We start from the raw sequence: 21,676 nt of genomic DNA, 5'->3' as shown, positions 1-21,676 counted from the left end.
GGATTGTTGAGGAACACAAATGAAGAAGTGGTTGCTCTGCGTTATTGTCACAGTGATGGTGCTGGTTTCTGTCGCTTGCTGGCTGCTGTTTTTTTCCGCCAGACCACCGTTGCTGACCGAGCCGGCGACACTGGCGGGGGATGGCAGTGCGATCAACTACTGCAAACTTCCGCCCTTGCATGGCGGCGGAAAAATGGCGCAGGACATCCCCAAGGGCAATACACCCGGTTGTGCCTATGATCATTTCCCGCTGCCGATTCTGGCGCAGTGTACCGAACCGCTAGCCGAGGGCGCTGCAGACATCCGCGGCTTGTGGCTTGGCGTGAGCGGTAAAGTTGGCCATGTCGAGCGCGTGGAGCAATGCGGCAGTCGCACGGTGATTACCAGCGCGGGCATTATTCACGACGGCGGCCCCAATAGCAGCGCCGGTGAGAATTCGAATGATACGGAAGGGTCGGTGATATTTACGATCGGTGACAAAGCCTACTGCAATCGAACATCTGCCAGCATGACCTGGAGCGACGGCATACTGGAATTCCATCTTCTCGGCTGGGGGCCACTGGTGGTCAGGCGATACATGAGCGGCGAACAGTTGGTGTGGGAATACGTCGATGGCAGCACCACCCGCATGGAGCGCATTTGCACATTGCCACAGGAGCACAAAGTGCCGAAGCCGCGCGGCCCGCGCTATAAACTGTTCTAGGCTGCAGTAGCAGGTATTTTTAGTTCAGGGCGAGTTGCGCAAATGCGGCCATCAGTGCGATAACCAGTGCAACCACAATCCTCGGGCCGCCCAGCATAAACCAGGGTGCTGCGGGAAAGGCAAAAGTTTTCTCCAGAGAATCCAGCTTGAGATTGTGGTGCTCACTGCCGATGGTCGAAGGTAATATTTCCATCAGATCGCGACGGCTGCGATAGCGAATCATACCCGCCGCGCCCCAGTCATTGCTGTGCTCGCAGTCTACGTTTTCAACATTGCCGCTGGCTGCAGTAGCGATCATCACCGGGTGCCCAGCCTTGCGCAGTAGCGCACCGAGAAACACCTTTTGATAACGGGCCAGTTTTTCGCGCGATTCTCTTCTCGGTGATTTGAGGTGGATCAGGTTGACCATCACAAAGTCCCGGCCGTCATCTTCTAGCAAAAACTTGCGCAGGTGCTCTTGTTGGGTGGCGTTCCAGCTGCCCTCGCGTTCAAAGAGACGCATGGTAGCCTCGACTTCTTGCGGTGTAATTTTTTTCTGAAAGCCAACATACCAGTACCAGAATAATGCATAGGCCAGTGCGGCTGTCAGCCAGATTATCCATGCGCTCATACTGCCACCTTTATCGCTATTATGATCGGTTTGGGCTACTCGAATTGCTTCGAATGCTAACAATATGGCATGAATTATGTCAATATGTACCTCGAAGCCGCAAGCGGTATCGCCCGCTGATATTATCGATGGAGTATCTGGAATGTCCTCACTAGACCCTGTGCGCCTGGTTGGCGCCCCCGGCTCGCCCTACACCCAGAAAATGGTCGCGCTACTGCGTTATCGGCGCATTCCCTACCAAGTCACCTGGGGTGACCCGGCGGCTTTTCTGGATGCGTTGGGTGTCGAGAAGCCGAAGCCGATCTTCATGCCCACGTTCCTGTTCGACAACGATGAGGGCGAGGTAGAGGGCGTTTGCGATTCCACGCCGATCATACGCCGGCTGGAGTCCCTGTACCCCGGTCGCTCTGTCCTGCCCACGGATGCTGCGCTGGCGTTCATCGACTACCTGATAGAGGATTTTGCTGACGAGTGGTGCACCAAGTACATGTTCCACTACCGCTGGTACCCCGAGCAGGATGCCGACAACGCGGGTACCATGCTGCCGCTGGGTATGGATGTGAGTCTACCCACCGACGCCCACGCCACCTTCAAGGCGGTGTTTTCCAAACGGCAAATCGACCGCCTGTATGTGGTGGGCTCCAACGACACCACAGCGCCGGTGATCGACACGAGTTATCGCCGTTACCTGACAGCCATGGAGAATCATCTGTCCAACCAGAAGTTCATGCTCGGCACACGGCCCGCAGCAGGTGACTTCGGTCTCTACGGGCAACTGACACAGTTGGTAGGCTTCGATCCAACGCCACGTGAAATCGCCCACGCAATATCGCCGCGCACCGTTGTTTGGGTCGACCATCTGCGCGACCAGACCGGCCTTGATCCGCAGGACGGCGATTGGATTGCACCGGAAGATCAACCGGACAGCCTGCGAGAGCTACTGGCTGAGATAGGCCGTGTCTATGCACCGGCGCAACTGGCGAATCAGAAAGCGGTGCAGGCGGGCGAGAAAACCTGGGAAGCGCAGATCGATGGCGCACTGTGGACACAGCAGACCTTTCCGTATCAGGCCAAGTGCCTGAAGTGGACCAATGAGCGCTATCAGGCGCTCAGTGCAAGCGATCGCGCGCGTGTAGATGCGCTGATTGCAGGTACAGGAATAGAGAGTATGTTGGCTTAGCCCGCAGTGGCAGGTATGGGAGCCTCGAGACGGCAGAAAATTGAAGTCTATATGGTTGGGACACGCCGTGAACCCATCCATGGGGGCTTGAGCTCGGCGTCCTGCCTCGCACAGTCCCAACCATATAGACTTCAATTCTCTGCCTCGATGTCACATTGTTGTCTTGGTAAGCACCATTCGGACCAACCTGAAATCAAAACCTTACGACGAGGAAAGCACTTTGAGCACCAAACCGATCAACAACCGCATCACCGAGATGACAGGCACTGCCTACCCGATCATTCAAGCACCGATGGGCTGGATAGCCCGCGCCCAGTTGGCGTCTGCTGTGAGCAATGCGGGCGGGCTGGGGATTATCGAAACGTCCTCCGGGGAGTTCGACAACATCAAGGCCGAGGTCGCGAAGATGCGCGAGCTGACCGATAAGCCGTTCGGTATGAACGTGGCCCTGTCCTATGTGAAGGGCACCAATGTGATCGACTTTGTTATCGAGCAGGGCATCAAATTTGTGACCACCTCCTCGGGTAGTCCGAAAGTGTGTACGCAGGCCTTTCAGGATGCCGGTATCAAGGTATTTCACGTGGTGCCAACGCTGGATATGGCGATGAAGGCAATAGACTGTGGCGTGGATGGATTAGTCGTAGAAGGCGGCGAGGGTGGTGGTTTCAAGAATCCCAGCCCTGTCTCCACTATGGTGTTGTTGCCGCTGATACGCTCTCGGGTCGATGTGCCTATTATCGCCGCCGGAGGTATGTGCGATGGCCTCTCCATGGCGGGCGCCTTTGCGATGGGGGCAGAGGGTGTTCAGATGGGTACGCGTATGCTGTCCTGTTCTGATTCGCCGGTGCACGCGAATTGGAAAGTCGCGGTGGTCGCTGCGCAGGAAACCGATACTGTCTTCCTGAATCAGGAATCGCGCCCCGCGTTGCGGGCGCTGCGCACGGCGCGCACCAGTGAGTTGGCGCTGCACGGCAAAATCGATCTCATGGAGAATATGGCTAATCTGCAGGAGCTCTATTTCGGTGGCGATATGGAGGCGGCGATTCCGCTGTCGGGGCAGGTGGCCGGGCGCATCGATTCCGTCAAAAGCGCCAGTGAAATCATCGGACAGACCATGGCCGAGTTTGAAAGCATCATGCAGGGCCTGGCGGGAAAATACGCCTCCTAGCCGGTCTGACCTTGGCAGCTACAGCGCGGCGATATCGTCATCGGCCTGTTGCTCGCTGTCTGCAGCTGCTTCGGGGGTATCACCGACGTAACGCAAGGTGGTAAAGCCAAAGAACATTTCGTGTTTGGTCTGCAGGCCGAACAGTACCGGTTTGGAAGGGTCGGGATTGAAACGGTTTTGCTCGGAATTATCCATTGCGCCGCGGGCCACCAGGCGTGTACCTGCGGGCAGGAATAGCGGCTCCTCCAACTGGTAGCTGAACTGCCAGTTAAACTCATACTTGGGCACCGAGAGGATGACCTCGGAAGTGCCGTCCGGATATTCCGCCGTGAAGCTCATGTACTTGCCGCGATAGTGCATATGTGGCGTCATGCTGTAGAGGTAGGCGTCTTTTTCAATCAGCTGCACGCCTTCCAGTTTATGTTCCTTGGCGTGAGCGGGAATCATGAACCGGCGCTGGCCGGCAACACCACCAGCCATAACGTGCGCCGGCGGTTCCTCCAGCACGTAGAGCCCAACCTCAGTTTCGTCCACGGTTTCCTTGCCATAGGTGGTGTAGTGCATTTGCAACAGCAGGTTGGAGCCCTTCCTGATCAGGCGGCCGCTATTGTCCTGGAACTGATCCGGTTGCCTGCCCGGTGCAAAGCCGGCGATGCTGTCGTCCCTATCACCCTCGTCGGTACTGGCGCGGCTGGTTTTGTCGGCGGGGCTCGATAGATACGCGATCACGTGGTGCAGCACTTTCTCGTCGCCGGGGACAAACTCCACTGCACGCACCCAGATATCCCTGTCCAGATTGAGCTCAACCGGCACATAGCGATAGTCGACAAGGCCGGTGGCCGGGATAGTCTGCGGGGGGACCTGGAGTACGATATCGGGTTCGCCCAGCGTCCATTTGGCATCGTCGAAGGTCAGCGCCGCCAGAGGGTCCTCTGCGCCATCCTCGATAGGGGCGCCAGCATCAATCCAGTGCACCAGCATTTGCAGGTCAGCGGGCGTCATCTCCACCACATCGTCGATCGGTTTGCCCACGTGGGGGTCAATTTGCCCGGGCGGCATGCGCCGGGTCATCACGACCTCCTTCATCATTTTCGACCAGCCCTGCACCATCGCGTGGTCAGTCATAGACCAGGGGGCAATGCCGCCATCGTGATGGCAGGCAGTGCATTTGTCGGCCAGCAGGGGGGCGATATCGTCGGTATAGGAGACAGGATCTTTTATGTACTGTTCACGGGCGGGAAAGTTGATCAGACAGCCCGGCGCCTCGACATCAATCGCGGCCACTTCCTGCCCGGCCAACACAGCGTCCAGTGCATCCTTCAGGTAGTGATTCTTCGCCTCGGGTTTCTGCGATTCATAGCCGAGGCGATCATCGATGGGGCCACGGAATAGTACCGCCCGACTTTTTGGATCGATCACAAACACCTCAGACGTCCGGTCGACGTCCAGCGATTCTGCCACCAGTTGAGCTTCATCCACCAATATCGGAAAGTCATAGCCAAATTCCTCCGCCTCACCGGCAATGCTCTCCCGGTTGTCCTGCGGTTGTGGGTTGAGCATAAAAAAGGCGACTCCCTGATTTTCGTATTCATCCCGGATGGCTTTAAGCGTGGGGGTGCCGTTGCGAACGATGGGACAGCCGTTGCCCTGAACAAAGATCACCACGGCTTTCTGATTGTCGTACCAGCTCAGCTGGTGAAACTTGCCCTGGTGGTCGAGCAGTGAAAAATCGCCGATGCTGGGCGAGTGTGCAGCAATGCTGTGCGCGCAGCCGAGTGCAACCAACAGGGCGGTGGCCAGAGTTGCCAGTAGGGACTTAATGGTATTCATGGCGATTCCTCCAATTACTCAGTCACGCGCGACGATGTCGCCGTGCAACACCAGCATTCGGCCATTGTGTTGCGGTCATATGCGCTAAAAATCATACTGGTGGCGCACACGATAGCAACCACGCCGCGATACTGTCGCAAACATTAGCATAGTCCAACCGGCGATGGCGGCGTTTTCAGCGCCGAAATGTGCTATAAAAAGCCACCACTCATTGCTCGAACCCGCTATGAAGCCATTCATCAACCTGCTCCTGGCGCAACGTATCCCGCTTGCCGTACTCACCGTATTGTTGGGTGCTGTGGTGAGCTGGGGCGTGGCTTACACCAGTATCGACAGCTCGTTTAATTCGATTCTCGCAGAAGATGATCCATACCGGGAGCAGGTAGAACAGGTCAACGCCGATTTCCCGCCCAGTACGTCAGTGTTGTTCACCTTTCTCGTCCCCGGTGGCGATGTTTTTAATATGGATGCGCTTGGCGCGATGCAGGAGTTGACCGATCGCTACAGCGAGGTGGAGTTTGCTGTCTCTGTGGGGTCATTGCTCAATCGCCGCCTCAATGCCGTCGATGCCGACCTGCAGGGGCGCGATTATCTGGTGCCGGAGCTCGATAATCTCAGTGAGGAGGATTTGCGTGCAATCCGTGAGGTTGCACTGAACGATGAAGATCTCACCGACAGAATGCTGTCACCGGAAGGTGATCTGGCACTGGCAGTTATCAAGTACAAGGCGAACCCTGACGATCAGGAGACACGGCGCAGTGTCGCCCGTTCTGTGGTTGCGCTGCGCGACTCGCTCCGTGAGAAGTACCCCGATCTGACAATCTACATACTCGGCCGCGCACTGTTCGAACTGGACAGTTACACGGCCCAGATCAAGGATACGCGCTACCTGTTCCCCGTGGTCATCGTCGTTACCGTAGGCCTGCTGTGGTACTGCCTGGGGTCTCTACTGTTTTCGCTGTGTGTGTTTGCCGTGTCTTTTTTGGCGGTAGGCCTGACGATCGGCACCTACGGCTGGGCGCGCATACCGTTTAACCAGATTTCGAATATGGGGCCGCTGGTCGTGTTGATGATCGCGATGGCCGATAGTATTCATCTGGTATCAGTGTACTTGCAGGGGCTGCAGAAAAATCTCAGCCGTATGGAGGCACTGCGGCAAAGCCTGCTGGTGAATGTCCAGCCGGTGACACTCGCTACCGTCACCACAGCCATGGGGTTTTTGAGTCTGAATTACTGTTCGTCGCCGGGGATTTACGGGTTTGGCAATGTAGTGGCGATCGGGGTCTGCTTCGCCTATCTGGTAACACTTACCCTGTTGCCGGCGCTGATCCTGCTGGTGCCGGTGAAAAAAGTACCGCGGCCACTGGGTGTGCGTGGTTTTATTGCGGCGGTAGGCCGTCTGGTGGCAACGCGCGGCACTGTCTTGTTCTGGGGTGGCGCCGTGCTGGTGGTCGCCACGCTCGCGCTGTTGCCCTTGAACAAAGTCGATTTCAATCGCTTCAGTTTTATCGACAAGGACTCTGATTTCCATCACGCGTACAAAGCACTCTCCGAGAAAATCGGCAATGACCAGAGCCTCGCCTACAGTATCAGCAGCGGAGAATACTACGGCATTACCAGTGTCGAATTTCTGCGCAAAGTGGAGGCATTTTCAAACTGGCTGGAGGCGCAGCCTGAAACCAGCTTCGTCTCCAGCTATACCGGATTTCTGAAGAACCGCAACATGGCCGAACACGATAACGACAAGGCCTGGGAGATACTGCCTGAGGACACGCTGCAAATTGTCGATTATCTCGTGACCTATCAGCTGATACAGGAAATCGAACCCAACCTGTCGCCGCTGTTCAACCCGGATTACTCCGCCATTCGCCTGGTGGTCGGTACCTCGGGTTTGTCCAATGTCGAACTGCTCGGTCTCAACGACAAGATCGAGCACTGGCTCGATGAAAATCTGCCGCCCGAGTATACGATGATGCACGGCGACAACAGCATACTCTTCGCGCGACTGGACCGCTCCATCTCGCTGCAACTGATGGAGGGTTTTACGCTGAGCTTTCTGCTGATAACCGCGACGATGCTGGTCGGCCTTAAAAGCGTGCGTTACGGCCTGCTGAGCACGCTGCCCAATCTCTTTCCGGCGACGATAGTGTTCGGTTTCTGGGGGTTGTTTGTCGGCGAGTTGAGTCCCTATATCCTGATGCTGTTCTCCATTAGCATAGGCCTGGTGGTGGATGACTCCGTCCATGTCCTGAGCAAGTACATCCATGCGCGGCGGGAAGGTGAATCACCCGAAGAGGCAGTCCAGTACTCGCTGGATCGCGCCGGGTCGGCCATTACCATCACGACCATGTCGTTGGCGACAGGCACGCTCATCCTGGTTTTCTCCAATACGTTTTACTACCAGAACGTCGCACTGCTGCTAACACCGATCGTACTGGTGGCGCTATTTCTGGATTTATTGTTCCTTCCACCGTTGCTGGTAAAGTTTGATAACTGGTGGGAGCGGCGGCGGGCGCTCTCTGCGGGCAGGGCACAGATCGGCTGATCGGTTGAAGTGGAAAGCCTGGAGCAGTGGCTCGCACTTTGTGGTGTTGACGGTCAGTGCGCTTAATTAAATGGGTAAGAGGTGGATAGTATGCACGACATCGTGATAAGAGGCGGCAAGGTGTATGACGGTACCGGGTCCGAGCCGGTGATGGCGGATATCGCAATTGATGGCGACAGGATCTCCGCCGTAGGCGATGTTCAAGCGTCTGGTCGCGAGGAAATTGACGCCACCGGTAAAATCGTCACACCCGGTTTCGTCGATATACATACGCATTTTGACGGTCAGGTCACCTGGGACCCGCTGCTGGCGCCGTCTTCCTACCACGGTGTGACAACCATCGTGACCGGCAACTGCGGCGTAGGGTTTGCCCCCTGCAAGCCACAGCAGCGCGACTGGTTGATCGGTTTGATGGAGGGCGTGGAAGATATTCCCGGCACCGCATTGCACGAGGGCATACAGTGGGATTGGGAGACGTTTCCTGAATACCTCGATGTACTGGAAAAGAAACCGCTGGCACTGGATGTCGGCACGCAAATACCACACGGGGCGGTGCGCGCCTATGTGATGGGAAAACGCGGTGCGGAACACGCCGAGGCAACGCTCGAGGAAATCGATAGCATGGCGGAGATTGTTGGCAATGCCATCCGCTCGGGAGCATTGGGCTTCAGCACCTCGCGTACCGAAAAGCACAAGGATTCTAGTGGCGTTCTGACGCCCACCATAACCGCCCATGCGGATGAACTGCTGGCCATCGCCAGTGCTGTTGGCGCCACCGGCACAGGCGTACTGCAGGGTATTTCTGATTTTTATAATTTCGATGCTGAGTTCGAACTGTTCAAGAGTATGTCGCGCGAATCCGGCCGGCCCATTTCCCTGACCGTGGAGCAACAGGATGCCCGCCCCGAGTGGTGGACACAGTTGCTGGACGGTGTGGCTGCAGCGCAGGCGGAAGGTGTGCAAATGTATGGGCAGGTGCCGCCGCGCGCCACCGGTGTCCTGCAGGGATTAACAGCCACGTTGAACCCTTTTTTGTTGTACGAGGTCTATCAGGAAATTGCCGCGTTGCCGCTGGACGAACAGGTGGCGGTCATGCGTACCCCCGAGTTTCGGCAGCGGCTGCTGAACTCCAATATCATCAAAATGGACCAGCCGCTGCTGAACGAGATTTTATACAGTTACGACAAACTGTTCCGCCTGTGTGAGCCGGTTAACTATGAGCCGGACCCGAAGGACTCCTTCGCGCAACAGGCAGCGGCGCAGGGGGTGACTCCGCAGGAGTTGATTTACGACGCCCTGCTGGAAAAGGACGGCCGGGCGCTGTTGTACCTGCCGCTGTTCAATTACGAGAATGGCAATCTGGACCATGTAAAAACCATGCTTGATCACCCCTACACATTCTCCGGCCTCGGAGATGCCGGCGCGCATTGCGGTGCGCTGTGCGATGCCAGTTTCCCCACAACGCTCATCCAACACTGGGGCAGGGACAGAAGCCGAGGGCCGAAAATACCGCTGCAGAAACTGATCGCAATGCAGACCAGTGAAACGGCACAGCAGCTGGGCTTGATGGACAGGGGGGTGCTGAAGAGCGGCTATAAGGCCGATATCAATATCATCGACTACGAGGCACTGCGCCCGTGTGAGCCTGAAATTGTCTACGACCTGCCGGCGAATGGCAGGAGGCTGGTGCAGAAGGCGGTGGGTTACGAGGCCACGCTGATCTCAGGCAAGGTGGCTTTTCGCAATGGCGAGTCGACCGGAGAGATGAGCGGCAGATTGCTGCGCGGCGCTCAGCCAGTGCCCAGCTAGCAGGTATCCGGTTCAATCGTCGAGATATAGGCCGATGATTCGATTGTTCCAAAGTGCTTCATCCCCTGATTTTCCCGAAAACTTTGGTCTTTCACTTGCAAGAAATGCTAAAGACTCCGGGGTTCCAATATCGCCCATTGCTTTCAGGGCCATTCCTCTATCCTGCCAAAGGCGAGCTGTTTGGTATATGCTTTTGAGGTTGGGATACGTACTCTGGGCTTTTAGAATACCGAGGCCGGAAATTGCAGCGAGTCTTACGTAGTCACTGTCATGTTGCGTTAGCTCTAACAGCGGGGCAATAGCACTGCTATTGTTTGAAAAGCCAAGTTCATATACATCGAGGTAAGCCAATGTTTCAGAGTCTGCGGATCGGTTTACTGTGTTCACAAGGGCGGTTACTTCGTCATCGGTGAGGGAGCCTTTTCCAATGGAGTGATTGATTTTTGCAGCGATTTCTTTCACTACAAGCTCGACGGGCTGGTTAAAGCAGGGTTCATTTACTTCATCCATACTCCATACGGGGACCTTCGCCATTTTAACAACAGACACCAGCTTCTCTATGCCGTTCTCTGTCTGTAAATCCATGCGGGTAGTGGTTACTGTAACCAACGGAGAAAAGCCACTTATTCGCCGATTGTAAATTTCATAGTGTTTAAGGTCGATTGTGCGTAGTGACAAATCATTGAACTCTACGGGCACTCCTCGTGCGTCGAGCTCCTGCTGCAGGTTCTCTTTCATGAATGTCCTGACATCAAAGGGAGTTCCGCTATATTGTAAATCAATCGGAAGCCTTCCCACTGAGGAAGCGTGGCCTGCAGGGAGGCTAGATATAAACCGCAGTTGAACTTCACTGGATGATTGCTCGTCAGTGTAAGCCAATGTAGACAACTCTGGGTCATCAATTGGGATAGCTAGAGTACAGGCCTGGCAGAGAACTACGATTAGAATTAATGTGATTGCTTTGATTGTCACGTACATAAAAGTCCTTTTACTAAAGCGAGAAATTGCTTGAGATTGCGATAGTGGTCCATACAGGCACAAGTTGATTAATGAGCATGCAGAGATGCCTAGGCGGCATATTGATAGCCGTATCAATGCCTGTGAAATCACTTCATTTTATTCTCCGCTTGGCGAATGATTTCACCGGCATGAATTGGTTTGAGTCTATGGAAGCTCGGTCGAGCCCATCAGGTCGCGGTCGATTTCACGGGCCGCTTCGCGACCTTCGTTAATCGCCCGTACCACCAGATCCTGGCCGCGACGGCAGTCGGCAGCGGCATAGACCTTGGGCACGCTGGTGCGATAGTCCTGCTTGGTCGCTCGGAAGTTGCCGCGCTCGTCGATATCCATACCCAGCGATTCATTGATGTAATGCTCGGGTTGCAAAAAGCCCAGAGAGAGCATGATCAGGTCCGCTTCCCAGGTCTTTTCCGTGCCGGGGATTTCCTTGATGTTCTCGTCTACGTTGACGGTAACAACACCGGTCAGGTTGCCGTCCTCATCCTTCAGGAATTCCTTGCTCATAATGGAGTAGACGCGCGGGTCGTCGCCGTAGACGTCGGCCGCTTCGGCGTGTGCGTAGTCGACGCGGTAAATGCGCGGCCACAGCGGCCACGGGTTGTTTTCAGCGCGCTCGGCGGGAGGCTTGGGCAGCAACTCAAAGTTCACCAGAGACTTGCAGCCGTGACGCAGCGAGGTACCGATACAGTCGGCCCCGGTATCACCACCACCGATAACGATGACGTTCTTGTCTTTGGCGGAGATATAAGCGCCGTCTTCCAGCCCGGAATCCAGCAGGCTCTTGGTGTTCGCTGTCAGGAACTCCATGGCCATGTGAATACCCTTGGCATCGCGGCCGGGAATCGGCAGATCGCGCGCCAGCGTGGCGCCGGTGGCCAGCAGTACTGCGTCGTTGTCGGCGATCAGTTTGGCCGGGTCGATATCCTTGCCGACGTCGGCGTTGACGATAAACTCAACACCTGCATCGCGCATCAACTGTATGCGGCGCTCTACAATGCCCTTGTCCAGCTTCATGTTGGGAATGCCGTACATCAGCAGCCCGCCCAGTCGGTCGGCGCGCTCGTAAACAGTGACCTTATGGCCAGCCGTGTTCAACTGCTCTGCCGCAGCGAGGCCGCAGGGGCCTGAGCCGATAACGGCGATGGTCTTGCCGGTGCTGTCTGCGGTTGGCTTGGGCGTAACCCAACCCTCTTCAAAGCCGCGATCGATAATCGCTGCTTCGATATTCTTGATGGTGACCGCCGGGTTGGTGATGCCCAGTACACAGGCACCTTCACAGGGCGCGGGACAGACGCGACCGGTGAACTCCGGGAAGTTATTGGTGGTGTGCAGCCGATCCAGCGCATCGCGCCAGCGCCCGTTGTACACCAGATCATTCCACTCAGGAATGAGGTTGTACACAGGGCATCCGTTGTTCGACTGACAGAACGGCACACCGCAATCCATGCAACGCGCACCCTGTGTTTGCAGGTGTGACTCGTCGTGCTCGGTGTAGATCTCATCGAAATCGACAAGACGCACCGCTGGATCGCGATAGGGCTCGGTTTTACGTTCGTACTCTTTAAATCCTGTGGGCTTTCCCATAATCAATAATCTTCCTACGAACCGACTGCTGCGGTTATGACTTCGGCGGCGGACATTTCTTGCAGAACTCGTTTGTAATCAGTCGGCATGACTTTTACAAAATTGCCGAGTTCTGTTTCCCAGTTGGCCAGAATATTAGCGGCAACTGTAGAGCCCGTGTATTTCTGGTGATTCTCAATCAAGGTGCGCAACTCATCGATGTCTGCGGCAACCTCGACGCTTTCAAGCTCGAAGGTTTCGGTGTTGCACATGCGCTCGAAATCACCATCCTTGTTCCAGACGTAAGCGATACCGCCACTCATGCCGGCACCGAAGTTGCGGCCGGTTTTACCGAGAATAACTACGCGTCCGCCTGTCATGTACTCACAGCCGTGGTCGCCCACGCCCTCGACGACGGCGCTGGCACCACTGTTGCGTACGCAGAAGCGCTCCGCGGCGATGCCGTTGAAATAGGATTCACCGGAGGTGGCGCCGTACATCACGACGTTGCCGATCAATACATTCTCCTCGGGCTTGAAGCTACTGTTTTTGGGTGGATACACGATGATCCGTCCGCCCGACATGCCTTTGCCGACATAGTCGTTACAATCACCTTCGACTTCCAGCGTGATACCCTTGGCCAGCCATGCGCCAAGGCTCTGTCCGGCCGAGCCGTTCAGCTTGATGTTGATGGTATCGTCGGGCAGCAAATTGCCTTTGGTCGCTTTGGCCACCTCGTGTGACAGCATGGTGCCGACCACGCGATTGATGTTGATGATGTCGCTTTCGATATGCACCTTCTCACCGCGCAACAGGGCTGGCTGTGCTTTCTCGATCAGCATATTGTCCAGTGCCTTGTCGAGCGCGTGATCCTGCTCAATCGTCTGGTACACCTCGGTGCCCTCATAGACAATTTCTGCCGGTGTCAGCATGCTGCTGAAATCCAGCCCGCGTGCCTTCCAGTGCTCGATAGCGTCACGCGTTTTCAGCAGGTCGACGCGACCGACCATCTCGTTGACGGTGCGGATGCCCAGCTTCGCCATGATCTGGCGCAGCTCCTCGGCCACCATGAAGAAGTAGTTCACAACGTGTTCCGGCTTGCCCGCAAACTTCTTACGCAGTTCGGGGTCCTGTGTCGCAATGCCCACGGGGCAGGTATTGAGGTGACACTTACGCATCATGATGCAGCCCAAAGACACCAGCGGCGCAGTGGCAAAGCCGATCTCTTCCGCGCCCAGCAGCAACGCCATAGCGACATCGCGTCCGGTCTTGATCTGGCCATCTGTCTGCAGCACTACACGCGAACGCAGGTTGTTCTTGACCAGTGTCTGGTGCGTTTCAGCGATACCCAGTTCCCACGGCAAGCCAGCGTGCTTGATCGAGGTGAGCGGGGATGCACCGGTGCCGCCGTCGTGGCCGGCAATTACCAGGTGATCGGCCTTGGCCTTGGTCACGCCCGCTGCGATAGTCCCCACGCCGATCTCGGAGCCGAGTTTGACGCTGACGCGTGCGCCGGGATTCGCGTTCTTCAAATCGTGAATCAGCTGGGCAATATCCTCGATAGAGTAAATATCGTGGTGCGGCGGCGGGCTGATCAGGCCCACACCCGGTGTGGAGTGCCGGATAGAGGCAATGATCTGGTCGACTTTGCCGCCGGGCAGTTCTCCACCCTCACCGGGCTTGGCGCCCTGTACGATCTTGATTTGCAGTTCATCGGCGTTGGCAAGATACCAGATGGTAACGCCAAATCGGCCGGAGGCGATCTGCTTGATGGCAGAGCGCTTGGAGTCACCGTTATCCATCGGCTCAAAGCGCAGCACGTCTTCACCGCCTTCGCCGGTGTTGGATTTGCCACCGATACGGTTCATCGCGACAGCCAGAGTTTCATGGCTTTCCGCTGAAATGGAGCCGTAGCTCATTGCACCGGTACAGAACCGCTTCACGATTTCAGATGCGGCTTCCACTTCACTGATATCGCAGGAATCACTGACGTCCTTGAAATCCATCAGCCCGCGGAAAGTGGCGCGGCGTGTGGATTCGGAGTTCGCGTGGTTGGCGAATTTCCAATAGGCGTCCTCGCTGTTAGTGCGGGTTGCAACCTGCAGGTTGGAAATAGTTTCCGGATCCCACATATGGCCATCGCCGCCGCGGCGCCAGTGAAAGTCGCCCGGGTTAGGCAATACTTCTATCTGGTGCTGGTCGCGCACCGGATAGCCTATCTCGTGGCGCTGCTTCATCTCTTCAAACAGCGTGGCGAAATTCACACCCTGCACGCGGCTGGTTGTGCCGACAAAGCAGCGATCGATGATGTCATCAGCGAGGCCGACAGCCTCGAAAATCTGTGCGCCCTTGTAGGATTGCAGGGTCGAGATGCCCATCTTGGCCATTACCTTCAGCATGCCTTTGGCGACGCCTTTCTTATAGGCAGCGACAATAGAGGTGCTGTTCGGGAAGACTTTCTTGTCGAGCAGGCCGTCCTGCAGCGCCTGCCAGATAGACTCGAATGCGACGTAGGGGTTGATGGCATCTGCACCGTAGCCCACCAGCAGACAGTGATGGTGCACTTCACGCGCTTCACCTGTCTCAATGATGATACCGATGCGGGTGCGCTCGTGGCGTGCCACCAGGTGGTGATGTACGGCGCCACAGGCCACCAGCGCGCTCAATGCCATGCGCGATGCGCTTATATTCCGATCCGACAGAATGACGAATGAATAACCGTCCTTGATAGCCTCGGACGCTTCCTCGCATACGCGATTCAGCGCAGCCAACATGCCGTCTGCACCACTGTCCTTTTCAAAGGTTGTGTCGATGGTTTTGGTTTTCCAGCCATCGCGGTTGAGATTTTTGATATTGGCCAGTTCATCGTTGGAGATAACAGGGTGGTGCAACTCTAGCCGGTGCACGTGCTCTGGGGTGGTCTCCAGCAGGTTCGCTTCGGGCCCGATAAAGCAGGTGAGGGACATCACCACTTCTTCGCGAATCGAATCGATGGGCGGGTTGGTGATCTGGGCAAACAGCTGTTTGAAGTAGTCGTAGATCATGCGCGACTTGTCAGACAGACACGCCAGTGCGCTGTCGTTGCCCATTGAACCCAGCGGGTCACGCGCTTCGGTCACCATCGGCAACAGCATGAACTGCATGGTTTCAACGGTGTAACCGAAGGCCTGCATGCGCTCAAGCAGTGTGTCAGGCTCGTAGTCCAGCTCTGCGTGATCCGGCGGTAGATCCGACAGTTCCAACTTCTGCTCGTCCAGCCACTGGCCGTAGGGCCGCTTGCTGGCGAACTCCATTTTCAGCTCTTCGTCTGGCACCAGACGCCCGGCGAAAAAGTCCACCAGGAACATCTTGCCAGGCTGCAGTCGGCCTTTCTCTTTAACATTTGCCGGGTCTACTGGCAGAACACCCACCTCGGAAGCCATGATCACTTTATCGTCGTGTGTCAGGTAGTAGCGCGAGGGGCGCAGGCCGTTGCGATCAAGTACGGCACCGATATAGTGGCCGTCGGTGAACACGATGGAGGCAGGACCATCCCAGGGCTCCATCAGCGCGGAGTTGTACTCATAGAAGTCGCGCTTTTCCTTGGGCATATTGACATCGGACTGCCACGCTTCAGGCACCATCATCATGATGGCTTCCTGCAGTGTGCGGCCTGTCATCAGCAGGAATTCCAGTACGTTGTCGAAGCTGCCGGAATCCGAGTGGTTCGGCTCCACGATGGGGAACAGATCCTTGAGATTGTCGCCAAAACGATCGCTGACTGCGGCACCCTCACGGGCAGTCATCCAGTTTTTATTGCCGCGCAGGGTGTTGATCTCACCGTTGTGGCTCATAAAGCGCTTGGGCTGCGCCCTGTCCCACGAGGGGAAGGTGTTGGTGGAGAAGCGCGAATGCACCATCGCCAGGTGGCTCTCATAGTCCTCATCCTCAAGATCCGGATAGAACGGAAACAACTGGGCAGGCGTCAGCATGCCTTTATAGACAATAATTCTTGAGTTCAGGCTGCAGGTGTAGATCAGCTCGCCGGGGTATTCACGCTTGGCGGCTGAGGCGAACCTTTTGCGGATCAGGTACAGCGAGTGATTGAAGCTGTGATCCTCGGGTGAACCGCCACCGACGATGATCTGCTCGATAAAAGGCATGGCTTCGCGTGCCGCGGGGCCGATGTTGGCCTCATCGGGCCGGATCGGCACTTCGCGGAAACCCAGCAGGGTGAGCCCCTCAGCTTTCACCTGCGTCTCATAGCTGGCCTTCAAGGCGGCGCGCTTGTCGGCATCGTGTGGCAGAAAAACATTGCCCACGGCATAGGCGCCCACTTCCGGCAGGGTGAAACCCTGTTCGGAGGCGACCCTCTGCATAAATTTATGCGGGATGGAGGTCAGGATACCAGCCCCGTCACCAGTGTTTTCCTCGAAGCCACAACCGCCACGATGGTCCATTCTGGAGTTGATGTGGTAGGCGTCCGTCAGAATTTCATGGCTGGGGATGCCCTTCACGTGAGCTACAAAGCCCACGCCACAGGAATCCTTTTCGAGGGCGGGGTCGTAAAGACCGTGCTTGGCGGGAAACCCGATTTTGCCGTCGATTCTCTTGTTCATCATGCTTTCAACTCATTTGGTGGTGCGATATCAAACAAACCAGCGTTTAACGCCCGACAATAAACAATCGCTCAGGGCGGTGCTGCACCGGAAGCCTGAGCTTCTCGGTCGGCTACCAACTAAAGCGGTATTAATGCACATTTTGAGCGGGGCGCAGACAATACCATCCAGTGCCTGAAAGTCAAGAGGATGCCAGCTGTAGACTCGCTTTATCTTGAGCTAAGGTATTGTATTTAATAACTATTTTCATTAAGCATAGAAATAAGATTTTCCGTCCGGAACACCTTTTTTGCGAAAAATCGGTAAACCCAGACTTGTTATATGGTGTTCACTCACCCGCAGCAACGCTGTGAACCCGTCACTCCCATTGCTGGCGGTTGTGAAGTCGTACGCCGCCAGTAGGCGGCTACGGCAGGCATTTCGCTAGAATTTCAAGCAAATCTTGCCAAAGTGCTGTTGTGACTCCTGCAGCCGGAATGCGTCAGCCAGCTCCTCAAGGCCAAATGTACGGTCTATTACTGGCTGTATTCCATTGGTATCGATTGCTTTTACCATATCGATCTGGCTTGCGCGGGAGCCCACGGTGATGCCGCTGATCACGGCGTTTTTCTGGAACAGTTCCGCCGTTGGCACCTCACCCTGAAACCCCGTGAGCACGCCGATCATCGAGATATGGCCGCCCATTGCCACCGCCCGCACGGATTGGGGCAGTGTGCCCGAACCGCCAACCTCGACAATCACATTGGCGCCGCGCCCGGCGGTGATTTCCAGCACCTTATCACCCCAGCTTTCAACCTCGCGGTAGTTGATGAGTTGATCCGCGCCCAGTTCCTGTAAACGCTGCAGCTTGGCCTCAGAAGAGGAGGTGGCGATCACATGACAGCCTGCCGCTTTGGCAAACTGCAAGGCAAACACCGAGACTCCCCCGCTGCCCTGTACAAGGACGGTGTCGCCGGGCTTGACCTTCGCCTCTACCATCAGTGCGCGCCAGGCCGTGAGGGCAGCGCAGGGGAGGGTGGCCGCCTGCTCAAATGAATAGTCAGTCGGCATGTGGGTAAACGCCGAAGCTGCCATGGTGACGGTTTCAGCCGCAAAACCATCGACATTGTCGCCCGGTACGCCACCGACTTTCGCCAGACTGTCGGCGCGGCCATCGTCCCAGTGCGGGAAAAAACAGGACATGACTTTATCGCCGGGCTGAAACTCGGTCACTCCGGCGCCCACAGCCTCGACAATACCTGCCCCGTCAGACATCGGGATACGGCCATCCTCGGTCGCTATCAGGCCGAGGGCCACCACATAGTCGTGAAAATTCAGCGAGCTGGCATGATTGCGGATTCGGATTTCTCCGCACTGGGGCTCCACTGCCTCTATTTTGGCCAATTTCAGGTTGTCCAGTCCACCGGGTTTAGTCAATTTGATCGCGCGCACTGTTCTCTCCATCTGCTGTCGTTGTAGGGTTGTCGAATCGTGAATAGCGAACACCAGAGCGTAAGCGATTTTTACCGCAAGCGCATCGAATACTTTACCTGCTTGGTGATCGGGCCGAGAAATAGACTATTCCACGCCGATACCCATCTGATACAGACGGTATCACAACAATGTTTCCAGCTCGGTTTTGAAATTCCTTAAGGTCTGTTTGAAAATAATCCGCAGGAAAAATGCGCAGAGGTTTCCGGTGAATGGAATGCGGGATTGAAACCGAATGACCCAGCGGACTGTGGTCACCCCGTTGACCTCGCTCACAAAAACATCACCCTGATGCCATTTGAAAGGCGCGCCTGTACGCAGCTTGTAAGTGAAGTGACTCCCGTCTTTCCACCCGATTACCTCCTCGGTGATTCGCAGGCCAAAGGCTGAAAGTTCTCGTATACAGCCAAGGCCATTCTCGGACTCCTCTCCAGGATGCAGAACCCTTGCTTTAAACAGCCCCCAGTTTCCCAGTGCCGAGTGATCACTGAGTTTTCTCCATACCTCGTCGGCGGAAGCGTTGATTGCTACCTCGTTCTCGACATACGGCCCGCCAGGGTTAAACCCTGATAGCGACCACAATGAGCGCCTTGCGTTTAACATTTCCACGCTAAACCCCTGCGGGTCGTTAACGTACATGACGCGGAAGATACCGACATCGACGGGTTTGCCATTTGGCGTCATGCCATTGCTTGTCGCCTGTTGGAACGCACGGTCAAATTCAGCCGTTTCGCGATAGCCCAGCGCGACATTCATAAAGCCCTGGTCACATATTTGGTATCCCTGTGGCCTCGTTCTGGGCTGGTGGCTCTGGTATTCAACCAGCTCCAGCAAAAAATTCTGACTGCGCAGCAATGCTGTTTTCACCAACGCGCCCTTCAGTCCCCAGAGAGCCTCATGTTCCTCGGTATGTAGCTGGAAATCGTCGACCTCGGTAAGGCCCATTGCGTTCACGAAAGCGTTGCGAGTTTTGTCGAGGTCGGGGACAGATACGCGCATAAAACGAACGGCCGAGGGTAGCTCTGGGCGAACGATGCCCGGATCGGTTTCCGGTATTTGTGTGATGGGATCGCGCTCCATGACCTCCACCCAGTTGCCCTCGGGGTCCTGAAGGCACAGTCGCCGGTCACCGACCGCGCCGGATATGGCAGGCAAAGGCCTGTCACTTACAGCGCCAATCCGGTGCAGAGCCTTGTCGAAGTCAGCTACATGTATTCCCACCATGTTGTAGCCGATATCACACGGGCGCCAATCGCTGGGTTTGCGTTGGGATTTGGGTCGATAGAATTGGAAAAATTCCAGTTGAAAATAATCCTGCCGATCGACAAGCCATGAAACGGTTTCCGTTGGATTGGGCACTATGCCCTGAATCCTGTCTGTGTTCATTGGTGGCGTGGTGAATATTTTTCCGGCTTTCACCAGACCAAAAGCACTTTCGTACCACTGCCTCAATTGTTCGGCATTGAGCGCGCAGAGCGCGACCTGGGCGATATGTTTATCAGACACGATTGATGTCCTGGGATTGGCGAGAGGCGTGACGGATGATTAATCGGGTGATTGTCCGAAATAATCCGGGAAAAACGCGATGGGAGAAGTCGAACAACCTGGGGACGAAGCCGGTGAGTACTAAGTCCCTGTTTTTATCGATACCCTTGATGATGATTTCAGCCGCCTTATCGGCCTGCAACGTGCCAGCCAGGTCTTTCAGCAACCGGGTTTGTGGCAGAACAGTATCCGCTTCAGCGGTGATCATAGGCGTTGCCACCTCCGTCGGGCAAACAATAATAGCATTGACCCCCGTTCCGTATAATTCCTGCTGCAATGCCTGCGCAAACCCGGTGATGGCGTATTTTGAGGCGCAGTAGCCGCTATACCCGTACACCCCCATCAGGCCGCTCATGGAAGACATAAAAACAATTTTGCCGCGGTCCTTTCGCAGCATCCCGGGTAGAATGCAGCGCGCCATTTCACGGCTGGCGGTGAAGTTGATGGCCATCAGCGCATCGAATTCACTCGAACTCATTTGCAGGAAGGTTTTATTTCCGGCGATTCCCGCGCACAAAATCAGGGTATCGGGTTCACCGTGCTCCTCGATAACAGTGGTGATTCGTGTCGGTAGTTTGTCGATGTCAGATACATCAATCGATACTCCGGCAATACGCTGGTGCGCATTGTTAACGCAGGCTCTACATTCACGCACCGCTGTATCCAGTTTTGCCGGTTCGCGAGCGATTAGAACCACATTATCACCAGCCTGCGCATACTTTTTTGCCAGGCTAAGGCCGATGCCGCTAGAGCCGCCGGTGATGTAAACACAGCGTTGTGGGCTCATTGCGTTTTTACCTGGGTCGCTTTGTCGCGCTTCATTGTGCGAAGAACAGAGAGCACAATTTTGTCTGCGATGAAGTTCATGACAAAATCGGGTAGGTAGCGGCCAAGGAAGTATGCCATCTTCGCTTTGCCACCCGGAATGATTACGTCACGACCTGCATCGAGGCCGGCAAGAATCATGGTGATGGCCGCTGGCAGCGACAGAGAGCCGCCAAATTCCTTGAGCCGGCGTGACACTGGGTGCATGTTCTTCATTTCATCAACCACCATCGGTGTGTCGACTTCAGGAGGACAAATCAGCGAGATAGCGATGCCTCGAGGCTTGTATTCCAACCGCAACACGCGGCCGAGTCCAATCACGCCAAATTTTGATGCACTGTAGGCGGCATAGGAGTAGTTGGCCACGAAGCCCGCCATGGAAGACACCAATGCCAGGCGCGAACCTGACCCCATGATTGGCAGTACAGCGGCGGCAAAGTTGCGCGATCCGATCAGATTAACCTGTACGACCTGCTCAAAGTGTTCGGCTGACAAGTCATTGAAAGGCTGTGCCCGCTGTATACCCGCACAATTGAGTGCAAGTTGCGGCGCTCCCATGGTCGCAACAGCTTGAGTGACAGCTTCGCCCAGGGCTGGGAAATCGGTGACGCTTGCCTGATACGCGACCACTATCTGCCCTGCATGTAGTTTTTCACTGGATAACTCATTGAGCACGGCATCATCGATTGTCAGATCAAAGATCGCAACGTGCGCACCGCGGCGAATATATGCGCTCGCCAGGGCCCTGCCGATGCCACTCATGCCGCCTGTAACATAGACTGCGGTCGGTTGATTCTGCGCTGCCATAAA

At 55.8% G+C, this 21,676-nt stretch carries 14 protein-coding genes; 5 read left to right on the top strand and 9 right to left on the bottom strand.

The features are described from left to right. Positions 1-19 precede the first annotated feature (19 nt). A complete protein-coding gene (locus tag AC0L6S_RS10145; protein WP_473428368.1) occupies positions 20-703 on the top strand; it encodes a hypothetical protein in 684 nt (227 codons plus the stop codon). 19 nt (positions 704-722) lie between these two features. Here AC0L6S_RS10145 and AC0L6S_RS10140 read toward each other — a convergent pair whose 3' ends face one another. Further along, entirely contained in the window at positions 723-1,313 is a 591-nt protein-coding gene (locus tag AC0L6S_RS10140) for a hypothetical protein (protein ID WP_473428367.1), read from the bottom strand. Positions 1,314-1,455: 142 nt separating this feature from the next. Here AC0L6S_RS10140 and AC0L6S_RS10135 point away from each other — a divergent pair, with 142 nt between their 5' ends. Both AC0L6S_RS10135 and AC0L6S_RS10130 read left to right on the top strand, forming a co-directional pair. Continuing rightward, the gene (locus AC0L6S_RS10135; protein WP_473428366.1) at positions 1,456-2,493 is read left to right on the top strand and encodes a glutathione S-transferase N-terminal domain-containing protein; all 1,038 of its coding nucleotides are present in this window, start codon (positions 1,456-1,458) and stop codon (positions 2,491-2,493) included. 220 nt (positions 2,494-2,713) lie between these two features. Continuing rightward, complete coding sequence (locus tag AC0L6S_RS10130; RefSeq protein ID WP_473428365.1) at positions 2,714-3,661, top strand: NAD(P)H-dependent flavin oxidoreductase; 948 nt, start codon at positions 2,714-2,716, stop codon at positions 3,659-3,661. 18 nt (positions 3,662-3,679) lie between these two features. Here the strand turns inward: AC0L6S_RS10130 and AC0L6S_RS10125 are convergent, their stop codons facing one another. Beyond that, the gene (locus AC0L6S_RS10125; RefSeq protein WP_473428364.1) at positions 3,680-5,491 is read right to left on the bottom strand and encodes a redoxin domain-containing protein; all 1,812 of its coding nucleotides are present in this window, start codon (positions 5,489-5,491) and stop codon (positions 3,680-3,682) included. 226 nt (positions 5,492-5,717) lie between these two features. Here AC0L6S_RS10125 and AC0L6S_RS10120 point away from each other — a divergent pair, with 226 nt between their 5' ends. Both AC0L6S_RS10120 and AC0L6S_RS10115 read left to right on the top strand, forming a co-directional pair. Further along, a complete protein-coding gene (locus tag AC0L6S_RS10120) occupies positions 5,718-8,036 on the top strand; it encodes an efflux RND transporter permease subunit (protein ID WP_473428363.1) in 2,319 nt (772 codons plus the stop codon). A 90-nt stretch (positions 8,037-8,126) separates the two neighbouring features. Beyond that, on the top strand, positions 8,127-9,845 hold the full coding sequence (locus AC0L6S_RS10115) for an N-acyl-D-amino-acid deacylase family protein (RefSeq protein ID WP_473428362.1): 1,719 nt from the start codon (positions 8,127-8,129) through the stop codon (positions 9,843-9,845). A gap of 12 nt (positions 9,846-9,857) precedes the next feature. On the opposite strand, the gene AC0L6S_RS10110 is transcribed toward AC0L6S_RS10115, so the two are convergent. The 7 genes from AC0L6S_RS10110 to AC0L6S_RS10080 form a co-directional block, all read right to left on the bottom strand. Then, positions 9,858-10,817 (bottom strand): HEAT repeat domain-containing protein, encoded by a 960-nt coding sequence (locus AC0L6S_RS10110; RefSeq protein ID WP_473428361.1) that lies wholly within the window; start codon positions 10,815-10,817, stop codon positions 9,858-9,860. A gap of 192 nt (positions 10,818-11,009) precedes the next feature. Further along, complete coding sequence (locus tag AC0L6S_RS10105; protein ID WP_473428360.1) at positions 11,010-12,449, bottom strand: glutamate synthase subunit beta; 1,440 nt, start codon at positions 12,447-12,449, stop codon at positions 11,010-11,012. 14 nt (positions 12,450-12,463) lie between these two features. Then, positions 12,464-17,029, bottom strand: coding sequence for a glutamate synthase large subunit (gene gltB / locus AC0L6S_RS10100; protein ID WP_473428359.1), 4,566 nt, complete (start codon positions 17,027-17,029; stop codon positions 12,464-12,466). A 420-nt stretch (positions 17,030-17,449) separates the two neighbouring features. Further along, entirely contained in the window at positions 17,450-18,457 is a 1,008-nt protein-coding gene (locus AC0L6S_RS10095; RefSeq protein WP_473428358.1) for a zinc-dependent alcohol dehydrogenase family protein, read from the bottom strand. Between the two features lie 162 nt (positions 18,458-18,619). Further along, on the bottom strand, positions 18,620-20,002 hold the full coding sequence (locus AC0L6S_RS10090; protein ID WP_473428357.1) for an SRPBCC family protein: 1,383 nt from the start codon (positions 20,000-20,002) through the stop codon (positions 18,620-18,622). Then, complete coding sequence (locus AC0L6S_RS10085; RefSeq protein WP_473428356.1) at positions 19,995-20,828, bottom strand: SDR family NAD(P)-dependent oxidoreductase; 834 nt, start codon at positions 20,826-20,828, stop codon at positions 19,995-19,997. The genes AC0L6S_RS10090 and AC0L6S_RS10085 overlap by 8 nt, the downstream gene beginning before the upstream one ends. Further along, a complete protein-coding gene (locus AC0L6S_RS10080) occupies positions 20,825-21,673 on the bottom strand; it encodes an SDR family NAD(P)-dependent oxidoreductase (RefSeq protein WP_473428355.1) in 849 nt (282 codons plus the stop codon). Before AC0L6S_RS10080 ends, AC0L6S_RS10085 begins: the two co-directional genes overlap by 4 nt. Between the last annotated feature and the right edge of the window lie 3 nt (positions 21,674-21,676).

The sequence above is a fragment of the Halioglobus sp. D3-4 genome (assembly GCF_055809315.1).
Note: the sequence above shows the minus strand (reverse complement) of the source record. Positions and strands in the feature narration are given on the sequence as shown.

What these genes read in the sequence shown, in the direction of transcription:
- AC0L6S_RS10140 (WP_473428367.1), bottom strand. Translation starts at nt 1,313, where the DNA reads ATGAGCGCATGGATAATCTGGCTGACAGCCGCACTGGCCTATGCATTA.
- AC0L6S_RS10085 (WP_473428356.1), bottom strand. Translation starts at nt 20,828, where the DNA reads ATGAGCCCACAACGCTGTGTTTACATCACCGGCGGCTCTAGCGGCATC.
- AC0L6S_RS10145 (WP_473428368.1), top strand. Translation starts at nt 20, where the DNA reads ATGAAGAAGTGGTTGCTCTGCGTTATTGTCACAGTGATGGTGCTGGTT.
- AC0L6S_RS10080 (WP_473428355.1), bottom strand. Translation starts at nt 21,673, where the DNA reads ATGGCAGCGCAGAATCAACCGACCGCAGTCTATGTTACAGGCGGCATG.
- AC0L6S_RS10105 (WP_473428360.1), bottom strand. Translation starts at nt 12,449, where the DNA reads ATGGGAAAGCCCACAGGATTTAAAGAGTACGAACGTAAAACCGAGCCC.
- AC0L6S_RS10120 (WP_473428363.1), top strand. Translation starts at nt 5,718, where the DNA reads ATGAAGCCATTCATCAACCTGCTCCTGGCGCAACGTATCCCGCTTGCC.
- AC0L6S_RS10135 (WP_473428366.1), top strand. Translation starts at nt 1,456, where the DNA reads ATGTCCTCACTAGACCCTGTGCGCCTGGTTGGCGCCCCCGGCTCGCCC.
- AC0L6S_RS10115 (WP_473428362.1), top strand. Translation starts at nt 8,127, where the DNA reads ATGCACGACATCGTGATAAGAGGCGGCAAGGTGTATGACGGTACCGGG.
- gltB (WP_473428359.1), bottom strand. Translation starts at nt 17,029, where the DNA reads ATGATGAACAAGAGAATCGACGGCAAAATCGGGTTTCCCGCCAAGCAC.
- AC0L6S_RS10125 (WP_473428364.1), bottom strand. Translation starts at nt 5,491, where the DNA reads ATGAATACCATTAAGTCCCTACTGGCAACTCTGGCCACCGCCCTGTTG.